16 protein-coding genes are annotated in these 17,771 nt (G+C 62.5%); 4 read left to right on the top strand and 12 right to left on the bottom strand.

Features of this window, described 5'->3' with window-relative positions; all coding sequences use genetic code 11:
• Positions 1-79 precede the first annotated feature (79 nt).
• Both NMG80_RS27615 and mazG read left to right on the top strand, forming a co-directional pair.
• Positions 80-1,264, top strand: coding sequence for an amino acid aminotransferase (locus NMG80_RS27615; protein ID WP_254021035.1), 1,185 nt, complete (start codon positions 80-82; stop codon positions 1,262-1,264).
• Between the two features lie 84 nt (positions 1,265-1,348).
• Positions 1,349-2,173 carry a nucleoside triphosphate pyrophosphohydrolase gene (gene mazG / locus NMG80_RS27610; protein ID WP_254021034.1) on the top strand — a complete coding sequence of 275 codons (825 nt, stop codon included), beginning with the start codon at positions 1,349-1,351 and terminating at the stop codon, positions 2,171-2,173.
• Positions 2,174-2,179: 6 nt separating this feature from the next.
• Here mazG and hflX read toward each other — a convergent pair whose 3' ends face one another.
• The 8 genes from hflX to dusB all read right to left on the bottom strand — a co-directional run bounded on the left by hflX (position 2,180) and on the right by dusB (position 12,447).
• Entirely contained in the window at positions 2,180-3,571 is a 1,392-nt protein-coding gene (gene hflX / locus NMG80_RS27605) for a GTPase HflX (RefSeq protein ID WP_254021033.1), read from the bottom strand.
• Entirely contained in the window at positions 3,572-3,817 is a 246-nt protein-coding gene (gene hfq, locus NMG80_RS27600; protein WP_006202172.1) for an RNA chaperone Hfq, read from the bottom strand. It lies immediately after the preceding gene.
• A gap of 145 nt (positions 3,818-3,962) precedes the next feature.
• Positions 3,963-4,823: a D-amino-acid transaminase gene (locus NMG80_RS27595; RefSeq protein WP_254021032.1), complete on the bottom strand. Its 861-nt coding sequence runs from the start codon at positions 4,821-4,823 to the stop codon at positions 3,963-3,965.
• A 192-nt stretch (positions 4,824-5,015) separates the two neighbouring features.
• Entirely contained in the window at positions 5,016-6,377 is a 1,362-nt protein-coding gene (gene ntrX, locus NMG80_RS27590; protein ID WP_254021031.1) for a nitrogen assimilation response regulator NtrX, read from the bottom strand.
• Positions 6,367-8,652, bottom strand: a complete 2,286-nt coding sequence (locus NMG80_RS27585) for a sensor histidine kinase NtrY-like (protein WP_254021030.1) — start codon at positions 8,650-8,652, stop codon at positions 6,367-6,369. The genes ntrX and NMG80_RS27585 overlap by 11 nt, the downstream gene beginning before the upstream one ends.
• 170 nt (positions 8,653-8,822) lie before the next feature.
• Positions 8,823-10,283, bottom strand: a complete 1,461-nt coding sequence (gene ntrC / locus NMG80_RS27580; RefSeq protein WP_023799224.1) for a nitrogen regulation protein NR(I) — start codon at positions 10,281-10,283, stop codon at positions 8,823-8,825.
• On the bottom strand, positions 10,280-11,422 hold the full coding sequence (locus NMG80_RS27575; protein ID WP_254021029.1) for a two-component system sensor histidine kinase NtrB: 1,143 nt from the start codon (positions 11,420-11,422) through the stop codon (positions 10,280-10,282). The genes ntrC and NMG80_RS27575 overlap by 4 nt, the downstream gene beginning before the upstream one ends.
• On the bottom strand, positions 11,419-12,447 hold the full coding sequence (dusB, locus tag NMG80_RS27570; protein ID WP_254021028.1) for a tRNA dihydrouridine synthase DusB: 1,029 nt from the start codon (positions 12,445-12,447) through the stop codon (positions 11,419-11,421). The genes NMG80_RS27575 and dusB overlap by 4 nt, the downstream gene beginning before the upstream one ends.
• A 218-nt stretch (positions 12,448-12,665) precedes the next feature.
• Here dusB and NMG80_RS27565 point away from each other — a divergent pair, with 218 nt between their 5' ends.
• Both NMG80_RS27565 and NMG80_RS27560 read left to right on the top strand, forming a co-directional pair.
• Complete coding sequence (locus NMG80_RS27565) at positions 12,666-13,895, top strand: bifunctional 2-C-methyl-D-erythritol 4-phosphate cytidylyltransferase/2-C-methyl-D-erythritol 2,4-cyclodiphosphate synthase (RefSeq protein WP_254021027.1); 1,230 nt, start codon at positions 12,666-12,668, stop codon at positions 13,893-13,895.
• Positions 13,892-14,401: a CinA family protein gene (locus NMG80_RS27560; protein ID WP_254021026.1), complete on the top strand. Its 510-nt coding sequence runs from the start codon at positions 13,892-13,894 to the stop codon at positions 14,399-14,401. Before NMG80_RS27565 ends, NMG80_RS27560 begins: the two co-directional genes overlap by 4 nt.
• Here NMG80_RS27560 and NMG80_RS27555 read toward each other — a convergent pair.
• The 4 genes from NMG80_RS27555 to lpdA all read right to left on the bottom strand — a co-directional run bounded on the left by NMG80_RS27555 (position 14,377) and on the right by lpdA (position 17,759).
• Complete coding sequence (locus tag NMG80_RS27555) at positions 14,377-14,835, bottom strand: type II toxin-antitoxin system RatA family toxin (protein ID WP_077377693.1); 459 nt, start codon at positions 14,833-14,835, stop codon at positions 14,377-14,379. The genes NMG80_RS27560 and NMG80_RS27555 overlap by 25 nt on opposite strands.
• A gap of 12 nt (positions 14,836-14,847) precedes the next feature.
• Positions 14,848-15,813 (bottom strand): lipoyl synthase, encoded by a 966-nt coding sequence (gene lipA / locus NMG80_RS27550; protein WP_077377690.1) that lies wholly within the window; start codon positions 15,811-15,813, stop codon positions 14,848-14,850.
• A 127-nt stretch (positions 15,814-15,940) separates the two neighbouring features.
• Positions 15,941-16,198, bottom strand: coding sequence for a GlsB/YeaQ/YmgE family stress response membrane protein (locus NMG80_RS27545; protein WP_202363000.1), 258 nt, complete (start codon positions 16,196-16,198; stop codon positions 15,941-15,943).
• A 97-nt stretch (positions 16,199-16,295) separates the two neighbouring features.
• The gene (lpdA, locus tag NMG80_RS27540) at positions 16,296-17,759 is read right to left on the bottom strand and encodes a dihydrolipoyl dehydrogenase (RefSeq protein ID WP_254021025.1); all 1,464 of its coding nucleotides are present in this window, start codon (positions 17,757-17,759) and stop codon (positions 16,296-16,298) included.
• Positions 17,760-17,771: the final 12 nt, after the last annotated feature.

The following is a 17,771-nucleotide window of genomic DNA, read 5'->3' as shown; positions in this document are numbered from 1 at the left end:
TTCAGCCTGGCGCAAATGAAAACCGCTGGCGCAGCACAGCCGATTTGCGTATCACTCCGCCGCCAACGGAACCGCGCCGATGTTCGAAGACCTCCAGCCTGCCCCAGCCGACAAGATCCTCGCCTTGATCGGCCTTTACCGCGCCGATCCCCGCCCCGGTAAGGTCGACCTCGGCGTTGGCGTCTACAAGGATCGCGATGGCAAGACGCCGGTGATGCGCGCCGTGCGCGAAGCCGAAAAGCGATTGCTGCAGAGCCAGGACACCAAGACCTATCTTGGCCTTGCCGGCGATACCGGCTTCAACACGGCGATGGCGAGGCTGGTTTTTGGCCCTGCGGCCGAGTTTTCGCGCATCCGTGCGGCGCAGGCGCCCGGCGGCTCGGGCGCGCTGCGGCTGGTGGCCGAGCTGCTCAAGAGGACGCGATCGGACGCGACGATCTGGCTGTCGGACCCGACTTGGCCGAACCACATGCCGGTGATGCGCGCCGCCGGCCTGCAGATACGCGAATATCCCTACTTCGACGCAGCCTCAGGTGCTGTTCGCTTCGCGGACATGATGAGCTCACTGGCGACCGCCAGGAGCGGCGACGTGGTGCTGTTGCATGGTTGTTGCCACAATCCAACAGGCGCCAATCTGGACACCGCGCAGTGGGCTGAAATAGCCGACCTCGTCGTCGAACGCGGCCTGCTGCCCTTTGTCGACATTGCCTATCAGGGGTTTGGCGAGGGCCTGGACGCTGACGCCGCCGGCTTGCGCCTGCTGGCAGCGAAAGTCCCGGAAATGGTCGTTGCCTCGAGCTGCTCGAAGAACTTTGCCGTGTATCGCGACCGCGTCGGCGCGGCAATGATCCTGGCGAAAGACAGCGCGCAGGCGGATGTCGCAATGAGCCAGATGCTGTCGGCCGCACGCGCCATGTACTCGATGCCGCCGGACCACGGCGCGGCCGCGGTGCGCATCGTGCTTGAAGACGCCACGCTGCGCGCCGACTGGGAAGCGGAGCTCGAGGAGATGCGCCTGCGCATGCTGCGGCTTCGGGTGCAGTTCGCCGAAGCGCTGCGGCGGCAGTCCAATTCCGATCGCTTCGATTTCGTCGCCAGCCATCGCGGCATGTTTTCCCGGCTTGGCCTGTCCGAAGCGCAGGTCGAGCGGCTGCGTGACGAGCACGGCGTCTATATGGTCGGCGACAGCCGCATCAACGTCGCCGGCCTGCCGGAAGACGGCATGGACGCGCTCGCCAAGGCGATCGTCTCTGTGCTCGTCTGAGGTTTTGAGCAGCGCTGTGGACAATCGCCCCTCGCCTGCCGACGGCGTTGGCTACACGGTCGGACGCAGGCTAGCATTCGACCGATGAAACCCTCGAAAGATATTTCCCGGCTGATCGAGATCATGGCGGCGCTGCGGGCGCCGAAAACCGGCTGCCCGTGGGATATCGAGCAGGATTTCTCGACCATCGCGCCCTACACGATCGAAGAAGCCTACGAGGTGGCGGACGCCATCGCGCGTGGCGACCTGGACGATCTGCGCGACGAGCTCGGCGACCTGCTGCTGCAGGTCGTCTACCATGCGCAGATGGCTGAGGAAGCCGGTGAATTCGCCTTTGGCGACGTGGTCCAGGCCATCACCACAAAAATGATCCGCCGCCATCCGCATGTCTTCGGCGACGATGAGGCGCGCAGCGCCGGCATGGCCAAGGGCATGTGGGAGAAGATCAAGGCCGAGGAAAAAGCGGAAAAGCGAAATGCCCGCCTCGCCCGCGGGCACGATCCGGAGGATCATGGCAAGGGTTTTCTGGACAGCGTACCGGTTGCCCTGCCCGCTTTGACCCGGGCGCTCAAGCTGCAGGAAAAAGCGGCCCGCGTCGGCTTCGACTGGAGCGAGGCCACGCCGATACTCGACAAGATCGAGGAAGAGATCGGCGAGTTGCGTCAGGCCCTTGCCAAGGGCGATACAGCTTCGATCAGGGACGAGTTCGGCGACATGCTGTTTGCCGTCGTCAATCTCGGGCGTCATCTCAAGGTTGATTCCGAAGCGGCGCTCAGCGGCACCAACGAGAAATTCCGGTGGCGGTTCCACTATGTCGAGCAAGCGCTGGAAGCGTCAGGAAACACGCTGGAAAGGGCGACGCTCGACGAGATGGAGGCGCTTTGGCAGCAAGCTAAAAGCGCGAAGTAGCAGAAATTATCCGTTGTTTTTACGGTGCAATCTGGCTTCTATCTCTTCGTGCGCGGTTTGCGTCGCTTTGAGCGACACGGTTATACCGCCATCTTCATTGTCAGTGCGCGAGACGACGTCGCCATTGCGGTAGAGCCAGTCGACGAACCCAAGCTGGTCGGGCTTGAGCGTGACGGTCAGTGTTTCCAGTTCGCCTGAAACTCGTGTCTCGATGATCCCCTTCAGCACGTCGATGCCCTCGCCGGTGGCGGCCGATATGGCAATCGGCGGTGCCTTCCTGCCGTCGATGCCGTCGGCGAGCAACCGCTCCCGGTTGCCCTCATCGAGCCGGTCGATCTTGTTCCACACTTCGATGACACGCCTGCTGTCGCCGGCATCGACGCCGAGATCGGCGAGGATGCGCTCGACATCCTCGGCCTGGGCGGCCGTGTCGGGGTCCGAAATATCGCGCAGATGGATGACGAGATCGGCCTCGACCACCTCTTCGAGCGTTGCCCGGAAGGCCGCGATCAGATGCGTCGGCAGGTCCGAAATGAAACCGACCGTATCCGAAAGGATGACCGGCGTGCCGTGCGGCAGCCGCACCCGACGCAGTGTCGGGTCGAGCGTGGCGAACAGCATGTCCTCGGCCAGCACCCCTGCTCCGGTCAGCCTATTGAACAGCGTCGACTTGCCGGCGTTGGTATAGCCGACGATGGCCACCACCGGGAACGGCACCTTCTTGCGCTTGGCGCGGTGCAGGTCACGGGTGCGTCGCACTGTTTCGAGCTCGTGCTTGAGCTTGTTGATCTTGTCCTGCAGGACACGGCGGTCCGATTCGATCTGCGTTTCGCCAGGGCCGCCGAGGAAACCGGCGCCGCCGCGCTGGCGCTCGAGGTGAGTCCAGCTTCGCACCAGACGGCCCTTCTGATAGTTGAGGTGTGCCAGATCGACCTGCAGCGTGCCTTCCTTGGTCCGCGCGCGCTCGCCGAAAATTTCCAGGATCAAGCCGGTGCGATCCAGCACCTTGGCGTTCAATTCCTTTTCCAGGTTGCGCTGCTGCACCGGCGTCAGCGGATGGTCGACAATGACCAGTTCGGCACGGCCCTCTTTGACGATCTCGGCGAACTCCGCGACCTTGCCGCTGCCGAGCAGGGTTGCAGGCCGGGGATCGTTGACGGTCACCACCGCGGTATGGATCGGGTCGAGGTTTATGGCTTGGGCAAGGCCGACCGCTTCGTCGTGGCGAGCCTCGGCAGAACGCGTCAGGCGCGGACGATTCGTGTCTTCGTCGCCGCGCGGCTGGCGGGTAAGCACCGGTACGATGACCACGGCCCGGGTCGGGCCTTCGGCTTCCGTCCCCGGCTGATATGCTGGTTTTTCGCGAACGCTGCGGTCCGCGTCTTTCTTACGTGCCAATCAGGCGCCCTGGCTTTCCTCGCCATCGAACATCTGAACCGGCTGGCTCGGCATGATCGTGGAAATGGCGTGCTTGTAGACGAGCTGGGAATGGCCGTCTCGACGCAGCAGAACACAGAAATTGTCGAAGGAAGTGACCACACCGGTCAGCTTCACGCCGTTGATGAGAAAGATGGTGAGTGGGTTTTTGCTTTTGCGAACTGAATTCAGGAACAGGTCCTGAAGATTTTGCGATCGTTCCGCCATTGTTCTTGTCTTTCGCCGATCCCCTTCGGTTTGCAGGCCAATGCGCCAAATTACCTGGCACATGTCAAGCGCGCAAACACCATCTTGCCGTCAATAACGACAAGCAGAACGAGATATATTGATGTTCATTCCACCTCTGCGGTTATCAGGCTGGACTTTTTTCCGCAACGTCAAAAAAGGCGTGCCGCAAGGAAAGTGTTATCGAGCCCGGATGGCCGTCGGCGACGGGAGCACCGTCGATCGCCACGATCGGCATGGCGATTGTGGTCGCAGAACTGATGAAAACCTCGTGCGCGGCCTTGGCTTCGGCGACCGAAAAGCCCCGCTCCTCGATCTTCAGGCCGAGCTTGGCGGCCACTTCGAACAGCGTGGTGCGGGTGATGCCGCGCAGGATGCCGTGCTCGGCCGGACGCGTCACCAGCACGCCGTCCCTGGTGATGATCCAGGCGTTCGACGATCCACCTTCCTTGACGATGCCGTCGGCATCGACGAACCAGGCTTCCTGGGCGCCGGCTTCCTTGGCCTTCTGCTTGGCGAGCACATTTGGCAGGAGGCCGACCGACTTGATATCGACCCGGTCCCAACGGTTCTCCGGCACGGTGATGACCTTGATTCCGCTCTCGGCCCGCTTGGCGGCAGCAGCGAGATCGGCTTTCCTGGCGGTAACCACCAGCGACGGCTTCGCCCCCCCCGGGAAAACAAAATCACGGCTGGCGACGCCACGCGTCACCTGAAGATAGACCAGGCCATCGGTGACATGGTTGCGGCGGACCACCTCGCGCAGGATAATCGGCAACACGCCCGGCGTGACCGGCCAGTCGATCGACAATTCGGTCAGCGAGCGGTTCAGCCGTCCGAGATGGCGAGGCATATCGACGATGAAGCCGCGCGCCACCTCGCAGACCTCGTAGACACCGTCGGCGAACTGATAGCCACGGTCCTCGATATGCACGAAGGCGTCGGCGTGAGCGACATAGCGCCCGTTCACATAGGCAATGCGCGGCATGGGTCACCCCTGAAGACGTCAGCGCATGACCCCGAAAATCGGAATCTATTTTTCGGGGAAGGATTATGCGCAAAAAACAAAATGCAACAGCGTCCGTTGCGCGTCCCGAAGACGCGCGGTGCTGTAGCGCTTCTTATGCGATTCCGCCGCCGCCGTAACCGATAATTGCGTGGGCCACGACTGGATTAGCTGTCAGACGCCCAACGACTTCAGCTTTCGGTGAAGCGCCGAGCGCTCCATGCCGATGAACTCGGCCGTCTTCGAGATGTTGCCGCCGAAACGGTTGATCTGGGCGATCAGATAGTCCTTCTCGAACTGTTCGCGCGCTTCACGCAATGGCAGCGCCATGATGTGCTGATCGGACTGGTTTGGCGTGCGCGGCATGACATCGCCGATCTCGGCAGGCAAGAGATCGGCGGTGATCGGTGCATCGATATCGTCGCCGCGCGCCAGTATCATCAGCCGCTCGACATTGTTGCGCAACTGGCGAACGTTGCCTGGCCAGTTGTGCGCCTGCAGCACCGCCAGCGCGTCGTCGCCGATGCGCCGCGGCCGGATGCCGGCCTGGCGGGCGATCTGCTTCATGAAATTGTCGACAAGATAGGGGATGTCCTCACGCCGCTCGGCCAATCCCGGCACCATGACCGGAACCACAGCCAGGCGGTGATAGAGATCCTCGCGGAAACGACCGTCGGCGATCATCGCCTCCAGGTTCTGCGACGTCGACGAAATGATGCGGACATCGACCTTGACGCGTTTGGTGCCCCCTACCCGCTCGAACTGCTGTTCGACCAGCACGCGCAAGATCTTGTTTTGCGTTTCGCGCGGCATGTCGGCCACTTCGTCGATGTAGAGAATGCCGCGATGGGCTTCCTCGAGCGCGCCGACCTTGCGTTCGACACCGTTTGATTCGGTGCCGAACAGCTCGACCTCCATGCGTTCGGGCGTGATGTTGGCGGCGCTCAGCGTGACAAACGGGGCGTTCTTGCGCGCCGACAGCGTGTGGATGGCGCGTGCCGCGAGTTCCTTGCCCGAGCCGGACGGCCCGATGATCATGACGCGGCTGTTGGTCGGCGCGACGCGCTCGATGGTCTGGCGCAACTGGCTCATCGCCGACGACATGCCGATCAGGTCGAAGGTTTCGCCGCTGCGCAGCTTGAGATCGGAAACCTCGCGTCTCAGCTTCGAGGTTTCAATGGCACGTTCGGCGATGAGGATTAGCCTATCGGCCTTGAACGGTTTTTCGATGAAGTCATAGGCGCCGCGGCGGATGGCCGAGACCGCCGTTTCGATGTTGCCGTGGCCCGAGATCATCACCACCGGCAGGCTCGGGTGCATCGTCTTGATCTCGTCCAGCAGCGCCAGTCCGTCCAGGCGTGAGCCTTGCAGCCAGATGTCGAGGAAAATCAGCCTCGGCGCCCGGTCGGCGATCGCCGCCAGGGCGCTGTCGGCATCGAATGCCGTGCGGGTTTCGTGACCTTCGTCGCTCAGGATACCAGCGACAAGCTCGCGGATGTCTTCCTCGTCATCGACGATGAGAATGTCAGACGCCATTACCGACCTTTTCAGTTTCTCTTTCGGGTTCCGTCCTGCCTTCGCCGCGCGACGGTACAGTGGCGGCGAGCGGCAGGATGATGCTGATCATCGCGCCTCGCCCGTCGTTGAAATCCGCCGGCGCGTCATGCAATTCGAGCCGGCCGCCATGGTCCTCCACTATCTTCTTGACGATAGCGAGGCCAAGCCCGGTGCCCTTCTCGCGTGTCGTCATGTAAGGCTCGAGCAATCGCTGGCGGTTCTCGCGCGGCAGGCCCTTGCCGTTGTCGATGACATCGATGCGAACCGCACCATTCTGGCGCCCGGCTTGAATCCGGATTATGCCGTGCGAGCGGTCCTTTTGATCAAGTCCGTCAATCGCCTCGGCTGCGTTCTTGATGACATTGCCAAAAGCCTGCGCCATCAGGCGGCTGTCGAAAGTGCCTTTGAGCGGTTCGTTGCCGAATACGCGCTCGAAGGTGATATCGGAGCGGCTAACCTCGACGAGGAACGAGGCTTCGCGCAACGATTCGCGCAAATCGAGGGCCTTCATTTCGGGCTTGGGCATGCGTGCGAAAGCGGAGAACTCGTCGACCATGCGGCCGATGTCCTCCACTTGCCTGATGATCGTATCGGTGCACTGATCGAAAACCTCGCGGTCTTCGGTGATGACTTTGCCGTAGCGGCGCTTGATGCGCTCGGCCGAAAGCTGGATCGGTGTCAGCGGGTTCTTGATCTCGTGGGCTATGCGCCGCGCCACATCTGCCCAAGCCGAGGAACGCTGCGCCTGGACCAGATCGGTGATGTCATCCACCGTCACGACATAGGATTTCTCCTCCGAACCGTCGTCGCCGGCCTCGACCGTGATCTGCACGTTGAAGGTGCGCTCCGTACCGGCGCGATAGAAGGTCACCTGCTCGCGATGGACTGGCTTGCCCGACTTGCGGCCGATCTCGAAGACGCGGCCGACATGCGGCAGCACGGCGGAGAGGTTTTGCCCCAGTGCGGCGGTGGCGGATATGGCCAGCATCGTTTCGGCCGACCGGTTGACGATGGTGACGATGCCATACGGATCGACGCCGATCACGCCGGCGGTGACACCGGCAAGCACGGCTTCCGAAAAACGCCGCCGCTCGTCGATCAAATCCTTGGCGGACAGAATCTCGTTACGCTGCGATTTCAGTTCCAGCAGCATCTTGTTGAAGGTGTCGCCGAGCGAGGCGACGTCGCCGTCGGAGGGCCGAACGGGCACGGCAACGTCGAGATTGCCGGTCGCGACCTCGTCGGCCGCGCCGATGAGCTGGCGGATCGGCCGCACCAGGCGGTCAGCCACGGCGATGCCGGTCCAGATGGCGGACAGAATGATGATCAGCGTCAGCGACAGATAGGGAAGTGCAAAGGCCACCTGCGAGGTGCGGCGATTGTCTTCCAGACCGCGATATTCGTCGCTGTTGGATCTGACAATCTGCCGCGCCTTGATCACCTCCGGATCGACGAGCCGGATGGTGTAGAGATAGAGCCCTTCGATCTCGCGCAGTTTGACGATGGCGCCCATGATGTTGCGCGTCTTCGGTTCGATCAGCACCGGCCTGCCGTCGACGGCACTGCTCATGGCGCCTTCCGGCGGCTCCGGCATGGCAAAATCGGCGTCGGTCTTGGCACTCATGACGAACGAACCGTCGAGCCTGATCAGTGCGGCATGGGCCAGCGAGCGTCCGACGGCTTCCTTGTTCATGAGATCGAGGAAGCCGGTTCGATCGAGGCCGTAGAGCGTGCGGGAGGCGTCGAGATCGTAGGCCATCGACAGGGTCGTTCCCTGGAGGTTGCGCGCGTTCTCCTGCACATAGGCATCGGCTATCGACAGCGACGAATTGACGATCGTCTTGGTGCGGATTTCGAACCAGCGATCAAGACCGATATCGAGCGTGATCGAGGCGATGATCGCCACCATGATGGCGGGAATCGCGGCGACCAGCGCGAACATCGCGACGATCCGCACATGCAGCCGCGACGCCGCCTTGCCGCGCCGGCGCGCCATCACGATACGATGTACTTCGCGGCCAACCAGCGCGATCAGGAACAGGATGAACGCCGCATTGACGGCGATAAGCGCCAGCGTCGTCCTTTCGTCCGGCGTGATCGGCGTGGCGCCGACGAGGATGGCGAAGGAGATCGCCGCCGTAACCAGCGCACCGGCAATTGCCACCACGCCGGGTAGCGCAAGCAGCCGGCGCCCGTCCCTTGTGCCGGGTTCGCTGAAAAGCGTTTCGCTCAGTGTCGGTGCCCGTGGAGCCATGTCGCCGTCTAGAGCCAGTGATTGCGTCGGATGTATGCAACGCATTGTGGCGATTATGCAACAAGTGTGACCTGGACGGAACTGTTTCGGCGGTCGATCCCCTGAAAAGGCTTCGCTCGGTCACACCGGCCCGAAAATCGGGATCGATTTGTTGAAAGCAAACGGCGCTCTTAAGCTTGTCTGGTCGATTTGTAGACGTTGACGCCGAGTTCGCGAATCTTCTTGCGCAGGGTGTTGCGGTTGAGCCCCAGGAGTTCCGCAGCCTTGATCTGGTTGCCGCGGGTTGCCGTCATCGACGCGAGGACCAGCGGATATTCGACCTCGGAAAGGATGCGCTGATAGAGGCCGGCGGGCGGCAAGTCGCCGGCGAACGACGCAAAATAGCGCTGCAGAAAATGTTCCACCGCCTGGCCAATGGACAGATCGTCGGGAATGAGATTGCCGCCGCCGGGGACGACCGGCCTCTCGCCGGTCTTCAGTTCCGCCTCGATGACTTCGGCGGAAATCTCGTCCTGCGAATAGAGCGCGGCAAGTCTGCGGACAAGATTTTCCAGCTCGCGCACGTTGCCTGGCCACGGATATCGCTTCATCAGCTCGATGCCGCCCGTGGAAATGCGCTTGGTCTGCAGGCCTTCGCTGGCGCCAAGCTTGAAGAAGTGCCGGACGAGATCCGGAACGTCCTCGGACCGCTCGCGCAGCGCCGGCAGCCTTAGCGGCACGACATTCAGTCGATAGAACAGATCCTCGCGGAAAAGCCCCTGATTGATCAGCGTGCGCAGATCCTTGTTGGTGGCGGCGACTATACGCACGTCGGTCTTGATCGGCGTGCGGCCGCCGACGGTGGTGTATTCGCCTTGCTGCAGGACACGCAGCAGGCGGGTCTGCGCCTCCATCGGCATGTCGCCGATCTCGTCAAGGAAGAGCGTGCCGCCTTCTGCCTGCTCGAAACGGCCGGTAGAGCGGTTCTGCGCGCCGGTGAAGGCGCCTTTCTCGTGCCCGAAAAGTTCCGATTCGATCAGGTCGCGCGGGATCGCAGCCATGTTGATCGCGACGAAGGGGCCGCCGCGGCGGCGGCCATACTCGTGCAGCGCGCGCGCCACCAGTTCCTTGCCGGTGCCCGATTCGCCCGAAATCATCACCGTCAGGTCGGTCTGCATCATGCGCGCCAGCATGCGGTAGATATCCTGCATGGCGGCCGAGCGGCCGACCAGCGGCATCGTTTCCGGCGGCTCGTCCGCCCGCGCATCGATCTTCGGCCGTCGGGGCTCGGAAAGCGCCCGGTTGACGATGTTGAGAAGCTCGGTCAGGTCGAACGGTTTCGGCAAATATTCGTAGGCGCCGGTTTCGGAGGCGCGAATCGCGGTCATGAACGTGTTCTGGGCGCTCATGACGATGACGGGCAGTTCCGGTCGCGCCTTCTTGATGCGCGGCAGCATGTCGAAAGCGTTTTCGTCCGGCATGACCACGTCGGTGATGACGAGATCGCCCTCGCCCGCCGCCACCCAGCGCCACAGCGTCGAGGCGTTGGACGTAACGCGCACCTCATGACCGACTCGCGATAGCGCCTGGTTTAGGACGGTGCGGATGGCCGCATCGTCGTCGGCGACGAGAATATTGCCGCGAACCGTCATTTGCGGTCTCCTTCGCCATCATCGTCTGTGCCGAACGGCGTTTCTTTCCAGGCTGGCATCAGGATGCGGAAGGTGGTTGCGCGCGGCGTCGAATCGCATTCGATGATGCCGCCATGCTCGCCGACGATTTTCGCGACCAGCGCCAGACCAAGCCCCGACCCGTTCGGCTTGGTGGTGATGAAGGGATCAAACAGGATCGGCAGGATATCTTCGGAGACGCCAGAACCGTTGTCGCGCACGCAGAATTCCAGCGGCAGCGACACGCGGCCCTGCGATCCAGGAACGGAAACACGGATGCCCGGCCGGAACGCGGTCGACAGGGTGATCTCGCCTTGCGGATCGCCGCCAATGGCCTCGGCCGCATTCTTGACCAGGTTGAGGAACACCTGGATCAGTTGGTCGCGGTTGGCGAAAACCGGAGGCAATGATGGATCATAATCCTCCAATATCTTGATCCGCTTCGCAAAACCGTTCTTGGCAATCGCTTTCACATGGTCGAGAACGACATGGATGTTGACCGGATAACGATCGACGGGCCGCTCGTCGGAAAACACCTCCATGCGATCGACCAGCGAGACGATGCGGTCGGTCTCGTCGGTGATCAGCCGGGTCAGCGCGCGATCTTCGTCGGAAGCCGACAGTTCGAGCAGCTGGGCAGCACCGCGGATGCCGGATAGCGGGTTTTTGATCTCGTGGGCAAGCATCGCGGCAAGGCCGGTCACCGAGCGTGCCGCACCGCGGTGTGTCATCTGCCGATCGATCTTGTCGGCCATCGACCGTTCCTGGAACATCACCACGACGGAGCCCGGGAATTCCGGCACCGGCGCGACGTAGAGATCGACGACCTTCTCGATGCCGAGGCGCGGCGACGATACGTCGACCCGATATTCGTTGACGGGTGCCCGGCGCTCGCGCACCTGGTCGACAAGCGTCAGCAACGGGCTGCCGAAGGGAATGAGCTTGGGCAGGGTATTGCGGGCGAGCATGGTCGCGCTCGAGCGGAAGAAATCCTCGGCATCGGCATTGGCGAAGGTGATGAACCCTTCCGCATCGAGCATGATCACCGGGCGGCGGATGGTGTTGAGCACGATGTGGGCGGCGTCCGCCATGTCCATGTTCTGTGCAACGGTGGCATTCATGCTGCGCTCCGCAGGTTCATCGCCTCGGCAGCGCTTGAAAACACCTCACGCAACGCGGCAATGACGCGGACCGGCTCGAAGCAGGTGAGGATGGCCTTTCGCTGCTCACCGACGACGCCAGCGGCGTGGCGGTCGAGATACCAGCCAAGATGCTTGCGCGCCTGGCGCACGCCGCTTTCGATGCCGTAGAGCGTTAGCATGTCCTGGTAGTGAGCAACGACGTAGTCGGCCAGCGCTTGCGGGCTTTCCGGCACGCCGGGCATCGCCTCTTTTGCCGCGGCCGCCGCGATGCTGCCTGCCGTCCAGGGTGCGCCGTAGTGCGCCCGGCCGATCATCACCGCGTCGGCGCCCGACTGGTCGAGGATCATTGCTGCCTCCGTCGGCGAGCCGACATCGCCGTTGGCAACGACCGGGATCGATACAGCCTGCTTTATGCGTGCGATGGCGCGCCAGTCGGCCTTGCCCTGGTAGAACTGGCAGCGCGTGCGGCCATGCACCGTCACCATCTGAACCCCCGCCTGCTCGGCGCGGCGCGCCAGAATAGGCGCATTGAGCGCGCTTTCGTCCCAGCCGAGCCGCATCTTGACCGTGACCGGCACACCGACGGCGCCGACCACCGCCTCGATCAGCGACAAAGCGTGATCGAGATCGCGCATCAGCGCCGAACCGGCATAACCGCCCGTCACCTTCTTGGCCGGGCAGCCCATGTTGATGTCGATGATGTCGGCGCCCTCGCCCGCGGCTATGCGGGCGCCCTCTGCCATATGCGCCGCCTCACGGCCGGCAAGCTGGACCATGTGCACGGGCAGCCCGGAATGGCGGATGCGCAGGCCGCAACCGGCTCTGCCCCTAGCAAGTTCGCCGCTCGCCACCATCTCGGACACCACCAACCCGGCGCCATGCGCATAGGCACGCTGCCGGAACGGCTCATCTGTTATGCCCGACATGGGCGCGAGAAAAGCGCGATTGCGGATTCTCACACGACCCACGTCCAGCGGAGAAGCCAATTTGGTCAGGTCAACCATGCACAAAAACCAAGCATTTATAATAGCTGCACATTCTCTAGCCAGAATGGCGGCAATGTGCAACGCGCAATGACGTCACATTAAGGCGCATTTGGGAAAAATGCTGGCACTAGCCAAAGCGGCGTGCGTACTTGGGGGACGCTTTAGCACTTGCATCTGCCCATGATCTCTCCGAAAAGCGATTCCACTTTTCGGGATGATGCGCTAAGCGTCTCGGCATGACAGACGCAAGCGAAACGCAGGCTTTGGCTGCGGACGACAAGGTTGCGGTCGTTATCGTCGCCGCCGGCCGTGGCGCGCGCGCCGGTCAGGCCGACGGACCGAAGCAATACCAAAGGATCGGCGGCCGTGCCGTCATCGCGCGCACATTGGACGTGTTTTTGGCGCATCCGCGAATCGGTCCTATCGTTGTCGCCATTCATGCCGACGACAGCGCGCTTTTTCGCAGCGCCGCCGGCGCCGACGCCGATCGGGTGGTCACGGTGACCGGTGGAGCGTCCAGGCAGGACTCCGTCCGGCTCGGATTGCTTGCGCTGAGAGGCCCTGCACCGAGCCGGATTCTGGTCCATGATGCCGTCCGCCCGTTCGTCGACGCGGAACTGATAGACCGCACGATCGCCGCCATCGGCGAGCGCCAGGGAGCGCTGCCTGCCCTGCCTGTCGCCGATACGCTGAAACGTGAGTCGGCCGCCGGCATGATCGGCGAGACGGTTTCCAGGAACGGGCTTCATGCCGCCCAGACGCCGCAGGGCTTCCCGTTCTGGCCGATCCTGGCCGCCCACGAAAAGGCCCATCATCTGGGCAAGGCGGACTTCACCGACGATGCCGCGATTGCCGAATGGGCACATATTCCGGTGAAAATCGTCCCTGGATCGCCGGACAATGTCAAACTAACCTGGGCAAGGGATATCTCGATGGCGGATCAGCGGCTTTCCGGCGAACGGCTGCATTTTCCGGACAGCCGCACCGGCAATGGCTACGACGTCCATGCATTCGAGCCCGGCGATCATGTCGTCCTGTGCGGCGTCTCCATCCCGCATGACAAGAAACTGTCCGGCCATTCGGATGCCGATGTCGGCCTGCACGCCTTGACCGACGCGCTGCTCGCCACTTGCGGCGCGGGCGACATCGGCACGCATTTCCCGCCATCGGACCCCCAGTGGAAAGGCGTGGCCTCGCGGATCTTCGTCGAGCATGCGGCAAGACTGGTGCGCGCGCGCGGCGGGCGCATCGCCAATGCCGACATCACGTTGATCTGCGAGGCGCCGCGCGTCGGCCCGCATCGCGAAGCGATGACCGAAATCCTTTCGGCAATGCTGGCAGTTTCCCGGGACCGCATCTCGATCAAGGCGACAACCAACGAAAAGCTCGGCTTTGTCGGACGCGAGGAAGGCATAGCCGCTATCGCGACCGCCAGCGTCGTGTTTCCAGGGGATGTCCCCGAATGAGCAACAGCGATCTCGCAGATGCCCTGCTTCAGGCCTGCCAACAGCGCGGCATCATGCTTGCGACGGCCGAGAGCTGCACCGGCGGCATGATCATCGCCGCCTTGACCGACATCGCCGGCTCTTCGACAGTGGTCGACCGGGGTTTCATCACCTATTCCAACGAGGCCAAGACGGAGATGCTCGGCGTTTCCGCCACTACGATCGAGGCGCACGGCGCGGTCTCACGGGAAACGGCGGTCGAGATGGCGGCCGGCGCCTTGGCCCATTCGCGCGCCGGGCTAACCCTTGCCGTTACCGGCATTGCCGGTCCGGGCGGCGGCTCGACGGAAAAGCCCGTCGGCCTGGTCTGGTTCGGTATCGCCTTGACTGGCCGGCCGGTCGTCAGCGAATGCCAGTTGTTTGCCGACAAAGGCCGCAATTTCATCCGCCGGGAGACGGTCAAGCATGCGCTTGAACTGGGCTTGCGCGCGCTCGCTGCGGATCAGGCTGCCGGCGTTGCGCCATAGATGACGTCGGCGCGCTTCTCGAACGCCTCGGAGAACATGCGGAAGGCGCGATCGAACATCGCTCCCATCACCGCACCCAGAATACGGCTCTTGAATTCGTAGTCGATGAAGAAGCAGACATTGCAACCGCCGTCGGCCGGCTCGAAACGCCAGGCATTGCTCAGATATTTGAACGGACCGTCGATGTATTTGACGTCGATGGCCTTCTCGTCAGGCTTTAGCAGCACCTGCGTGGTGAAAGTCTCGCGGATCGCCTTGTAGCCAATGCTCATGTCGGCGACGAGGAGGGTGCGTCCGTCGCGTTCCTTGCGCGAGCGAACCGTCAGCGCCTCGCAAAGCGGCAGGAATTGCGGATAGGATTCGACATCGGCGACCAGGGCGAACATCTGTTCCGGCGTATGCGCAACGCGGCGATGGGCTTCGAATTGTGGCATGAAACCAGCGTGTTAGGCGGACTTCCTGAGAAACGCTTCCCGCGCCGCGCGCAGCTTGGCGAAATCGTCGCCGGCGTGATGCGACGAACGCGTCAGCGGGCTCGATGCCACCAGCAGGAAGCCCTTCGTCTTACCGATCGTCTCGAAGGACTTGAATTCCTCCGGCGTGACGAAACGGATCACCGGGTGGTGCTTTTTCGATGGCTGCAGATACTGACCGATGGTCATGAAGTCGACATTGGCCGAACGCAGATCGTCCATCAATTGCAGGATCTCGTTCCGCTCCTCGCCAAGGCCAACCATGATGCCGGATTTTGTGAAGATCGAGGGATCGAGTTCCTTGACCCGCTGCAGCAGCCTGATCGAATGGAAATAGCGGGCGCCCGGCCGGACTGTCAGATAGTTCGACGGAACGGTCTCCAGATTGTGGTTGAACACATCAGGCTTAGCTGCCACCACGATCTCCAGCGCGCCTTCCTTGCGCAGGAAGTCGGGCGTCAGGATTTCGATCGTCGTCGAAGGCGTTGCCGCCCTGATGGCGCCGATGACCTCGGCAAAGTGCTGAGCTCCGCCATCGGCGAGATCGTCGCGGTCGACGGACGTGATGACGACGTGGGTCAGTCCCATTTGCTTGACGGCGTGGGCGATGCGCGCCGGTTCATCGGGATCCAGCGCGGTCGGAATGCCGGTGGCGACGTTGCAGAAGGCGCAGGCGCGCGTGCAGATCTCGCCCATGATCATGAAGGTGGCGTGCTTCTTCTCCCAGCACTCACCGATATTGGGGCACCCGGCCTCTTCGCACACCGTCACCAGTCTGTGCGACTTCACGATGTCGCGCGTCTCGGCATAGCCTTTCGACATCGGCGCCTTGACGCGGATCCAGTCGGGCTTGCGCAGCACATCCTGGTCAGGCTTGTGCGCCTTTTCAGGATGCCGCAGGCGCGGCGCGTTGGCGATCGTGTCGAGGACGGTGACCATCAGAAATCCAGTTCATTCGCGATCGCCTTCCGGCGTTCGCTTTCCATCTAGGACTTTTCGCTGCAAAGAAAAAGGCCGCGGCGGCGCATGCCGCCACAGCCGTTTTCGCATGGCAAGAGTTCAGCAACTAACGGCGCACCAGGCGCCCTACCCAGATCAGCAGGCAGGCGCCAATGAAACCGGTGATCAGATAGGCGATCCAGCCGGCGCCGAAGGCGCCGATGTTGAGCGCCTGCAGGATGGCATTCAGCACGATCGCGCCGACGATGCCCAGAACGATGTTCATCAAGATGCCCATGTTGCTTTTCATGAACATCTCGGCAAGCCAGCCTGCCAGTCCGCCGATGATGATGGCTGCGATCCAGCCCACGCCATTCACGTCCATATGCCCTCTCCTCTGGTGATGAATGCATCCGGAAACGAATTACCTTGCCGTTGAGTTCCTTGGCTCTCACGTGCCGAGTCTCACGCGGGTCAATCTATCATGCGTTGAGCGCACGGCCATAGGCGTCGAGCACGCTTTCCTTCATCATCTCCGACAGCGTCGGATGCGGGAAGATGGTGTGCATCAGTTCTTCCTCGGTGGTCTCCAGGTTCATCGCCACGACAAAGCCCTGGATCAGCTCGGTCACTTCGGCACCGACCATATGCGCGCCGAGCAACTGCCCGGTCTTCCTGTCGAAGATGGTCTTGACGAAACCCTGGTCCTCGCCGAGCGCGATGGCCTTGCCGTTGGCGGCGAACTGAAAGCGGCCGACGCGGATGTCCTTGCCTTCAGCCTTGGCTTTCGCTTCGGTCAACCCGACGGAGGCAACCTGCGGGTTGCAATAGGTGCAGCCCGGAATTTTCAGTTTGTCAGTGGCGTGCACGCCGGGAAGATTGGCGATCTTTTCCACGCAGACCACGCCTTCATGCTCGGCCTTGTGGGCGAGCATGGGCGGGCCGGCAACGTCGCCGATGGCATAGATGCCGGGCACATTGGTGTTGCCGTAGCCGTCGACGACGACGCAGCCGCGCTCGGTCTTCACGCCGAGCGCTTCGAGGCCGAGATTCTCGATGTTGCCCTGCACGCCGACAGCCGAGATCATCCGGTCGGCGGTGATCTTCTCGACCTTGCCGTCCTTCATCTCGACATGCGCGGTTACCGAGTTCGCAGCTTTTTCGACCTTGGTGACCTTGGCCTCGAGGATGATCTTCATGCCTTGCTTCTCGAACTGCTTTTGCGCGAATTTCGAGACCTCTGCGTCCTCGACCGGCACCACCGCCGGCAGCAACTCGACCACCGTTACCTCCGCGCCCATGGTGCGGTAGAATGAGGCGAATTCGATGCCGATTGCGCCCGAACCCATCACCAGCAGCGATTTCGGCATCTCCTTCGGCACCATCGCTTCGAAATAGGTCCAGATCAGCTTGCCGTCGGGCTCGATGCCGGGCAGCGCCCGCGGCCTGGCGCCGGTCGCCAGGATGATGTGCTTGGCAGTGTATGTCCCCTCGCCCTTGACGCCCTTGGGCGCCGGCGGCTGTGGCTCCATCGGCTTCTTCGACGATTTCGACACCACGATCTCGCCCGGTCTATCGCCGGACGCCGCCTTGGACAGCTTGGCTTCGCCCCAGATGACATCGACCTTGTTCTTCTTCATCAGGAAGGCGACGCCGCCGTTCAGCCGCAGCGAGACCTTTCGCGAGCGGTCGACCACGGCAGCGGTATCGACGCTGACCTTGCCGTCGATCTTCAAGCCGTAATCCTTCAAATGATCCGAATAGTGCATGATCTCGGCCGAACGCAGCAGCGCCTTGGTCGGAATGCAACCCCAGTTGAGGCAGATGCCGCCGAGATGCTCGCGCTCGACGATCGCTGTCTTGAAGCCGAGTTGGGCGGAACGCACCGCCGTGACGTAGCCGCCGGGGCCGGAGCCGATGATGATGACGTCGTAGTTCTCAGCCACGGATTTCTCCCC

This window comes from Mesorhizobium escarrei (assembly GCF_935825525.1).
Classification (GTDB): Bacteria; Pseudomonadota; Alphaproteobacteria; order Rhizobiales; family Rhizobiaceae; genus Mesorhizobium; species Mesorhizobium escarrei.
This window is presented reverse-complemented; position numbering and strand designations above follow the sequence as displayed.

What these genes read in the sequence shown, in the direction of transcription:
- NMG80_RS27615 (WP_254021035.1), top strand. Translation starts at nt 80, where the DNA reads ATGTTCGAAGACCTCCAGCCTGCCCCAGCCGACAAGATCCTCGCCTTG.
- lipA (WP_077377690.1), bottom strand. Translation starts at nt 15,813, where the DNA reads ATGGTCACCGTCCTCGACACGATCGCCAACGCGCCGCGCCTGCGGCAT.
- ntrC (WP_023799224.1), bottom strand. Translation starts at nt 10,283, where the DNA reads ATGACGGTTCGCGGCAATATTCTCGTCGCCGACGACGATGCGGCCATC.
- dusB (WP_254021028.1), bottom strand. Translation starts at nt 12,447, where the DNA reads ATGGTTGACCTGACCAAATTGGCTTCTCCGCTGGACGTGGGTCGTGTG.
- hfq (WP_006202172.1), bottom strand. Translation starts at nt 3,817, where the DNA reads ATGGCGGAACGATCGCAAAATCTTCAGGACCTGTTCCTGAATTCAGTT.
- NMG80_RS27560 (WP_254021026.1), top strand. Translation starts at nt 13,892, where the DNA reads ATGAGCAACAGCGATCTCGCAGATGCCCTGCTTCAGGCCTGCCAACAG.
- NMG80_RS27555 (WP_077377693.1), bottom strand. Translation starts at nt 14,835, where the DNA reads ATGCCACAATTCGAAGCCCATCGCCGCGTTGCGCATACGCCGGAACAG.
- NMG80_RS27575 (WP_254021029.1), bottom strand. Translation starts at nt 11,422, where the DNA reads ATGAATGCCACCGTTGCACAGAACATGGACATGGCGGACGCCGCCCAC.
- mazG (WP_254021034.1), top strand. Translation starts at nt 1,349, where the DNA reads ATGAAACCCTCGAAAGATATTTCCCGGCTGATCGAGATCATGGCGGCG.
- NMG80_RS27595 (WP_254021032.1), bottom strand. Translation starts at nt 4,823, where the DNA reads ATGCCGCGCATTGCCTATGTGAACGGGCGCTATGTCGCTCACGCCGAC.
- NMG80_RS27565 (WP_254021027.1), top strand. Translation starts at nt 12,666, where the DNA reads ATGACAGACGCAAGCGAAACGCAGGCTTTGGCTGCGGACGACAAGGTT.
- NMG80_RS27585 (WP_254021030.1), bottom strand. Translation starts at nt 8,652, where the DNA reads ATGGCTCCACGGGCACCGACACTGAGCGAAACGCTTTTCAGCGAACCC.
- ntrX (WP_254021031.1), bottom strand. Translation starts at nt 6,377, where the DNA reads ATGGCGTCTGACATTCTCATCGTCGATGACGAGGAAGACATCCGCGAG.
- NMG80_RS27545 (WP_202363000.1), bottom strand. Translation starts at nt 16,198, where the DNA reads ATGGACGTGAATGGCGTGGGCTGGATCGCAGCCATCATCATCGGCGGA.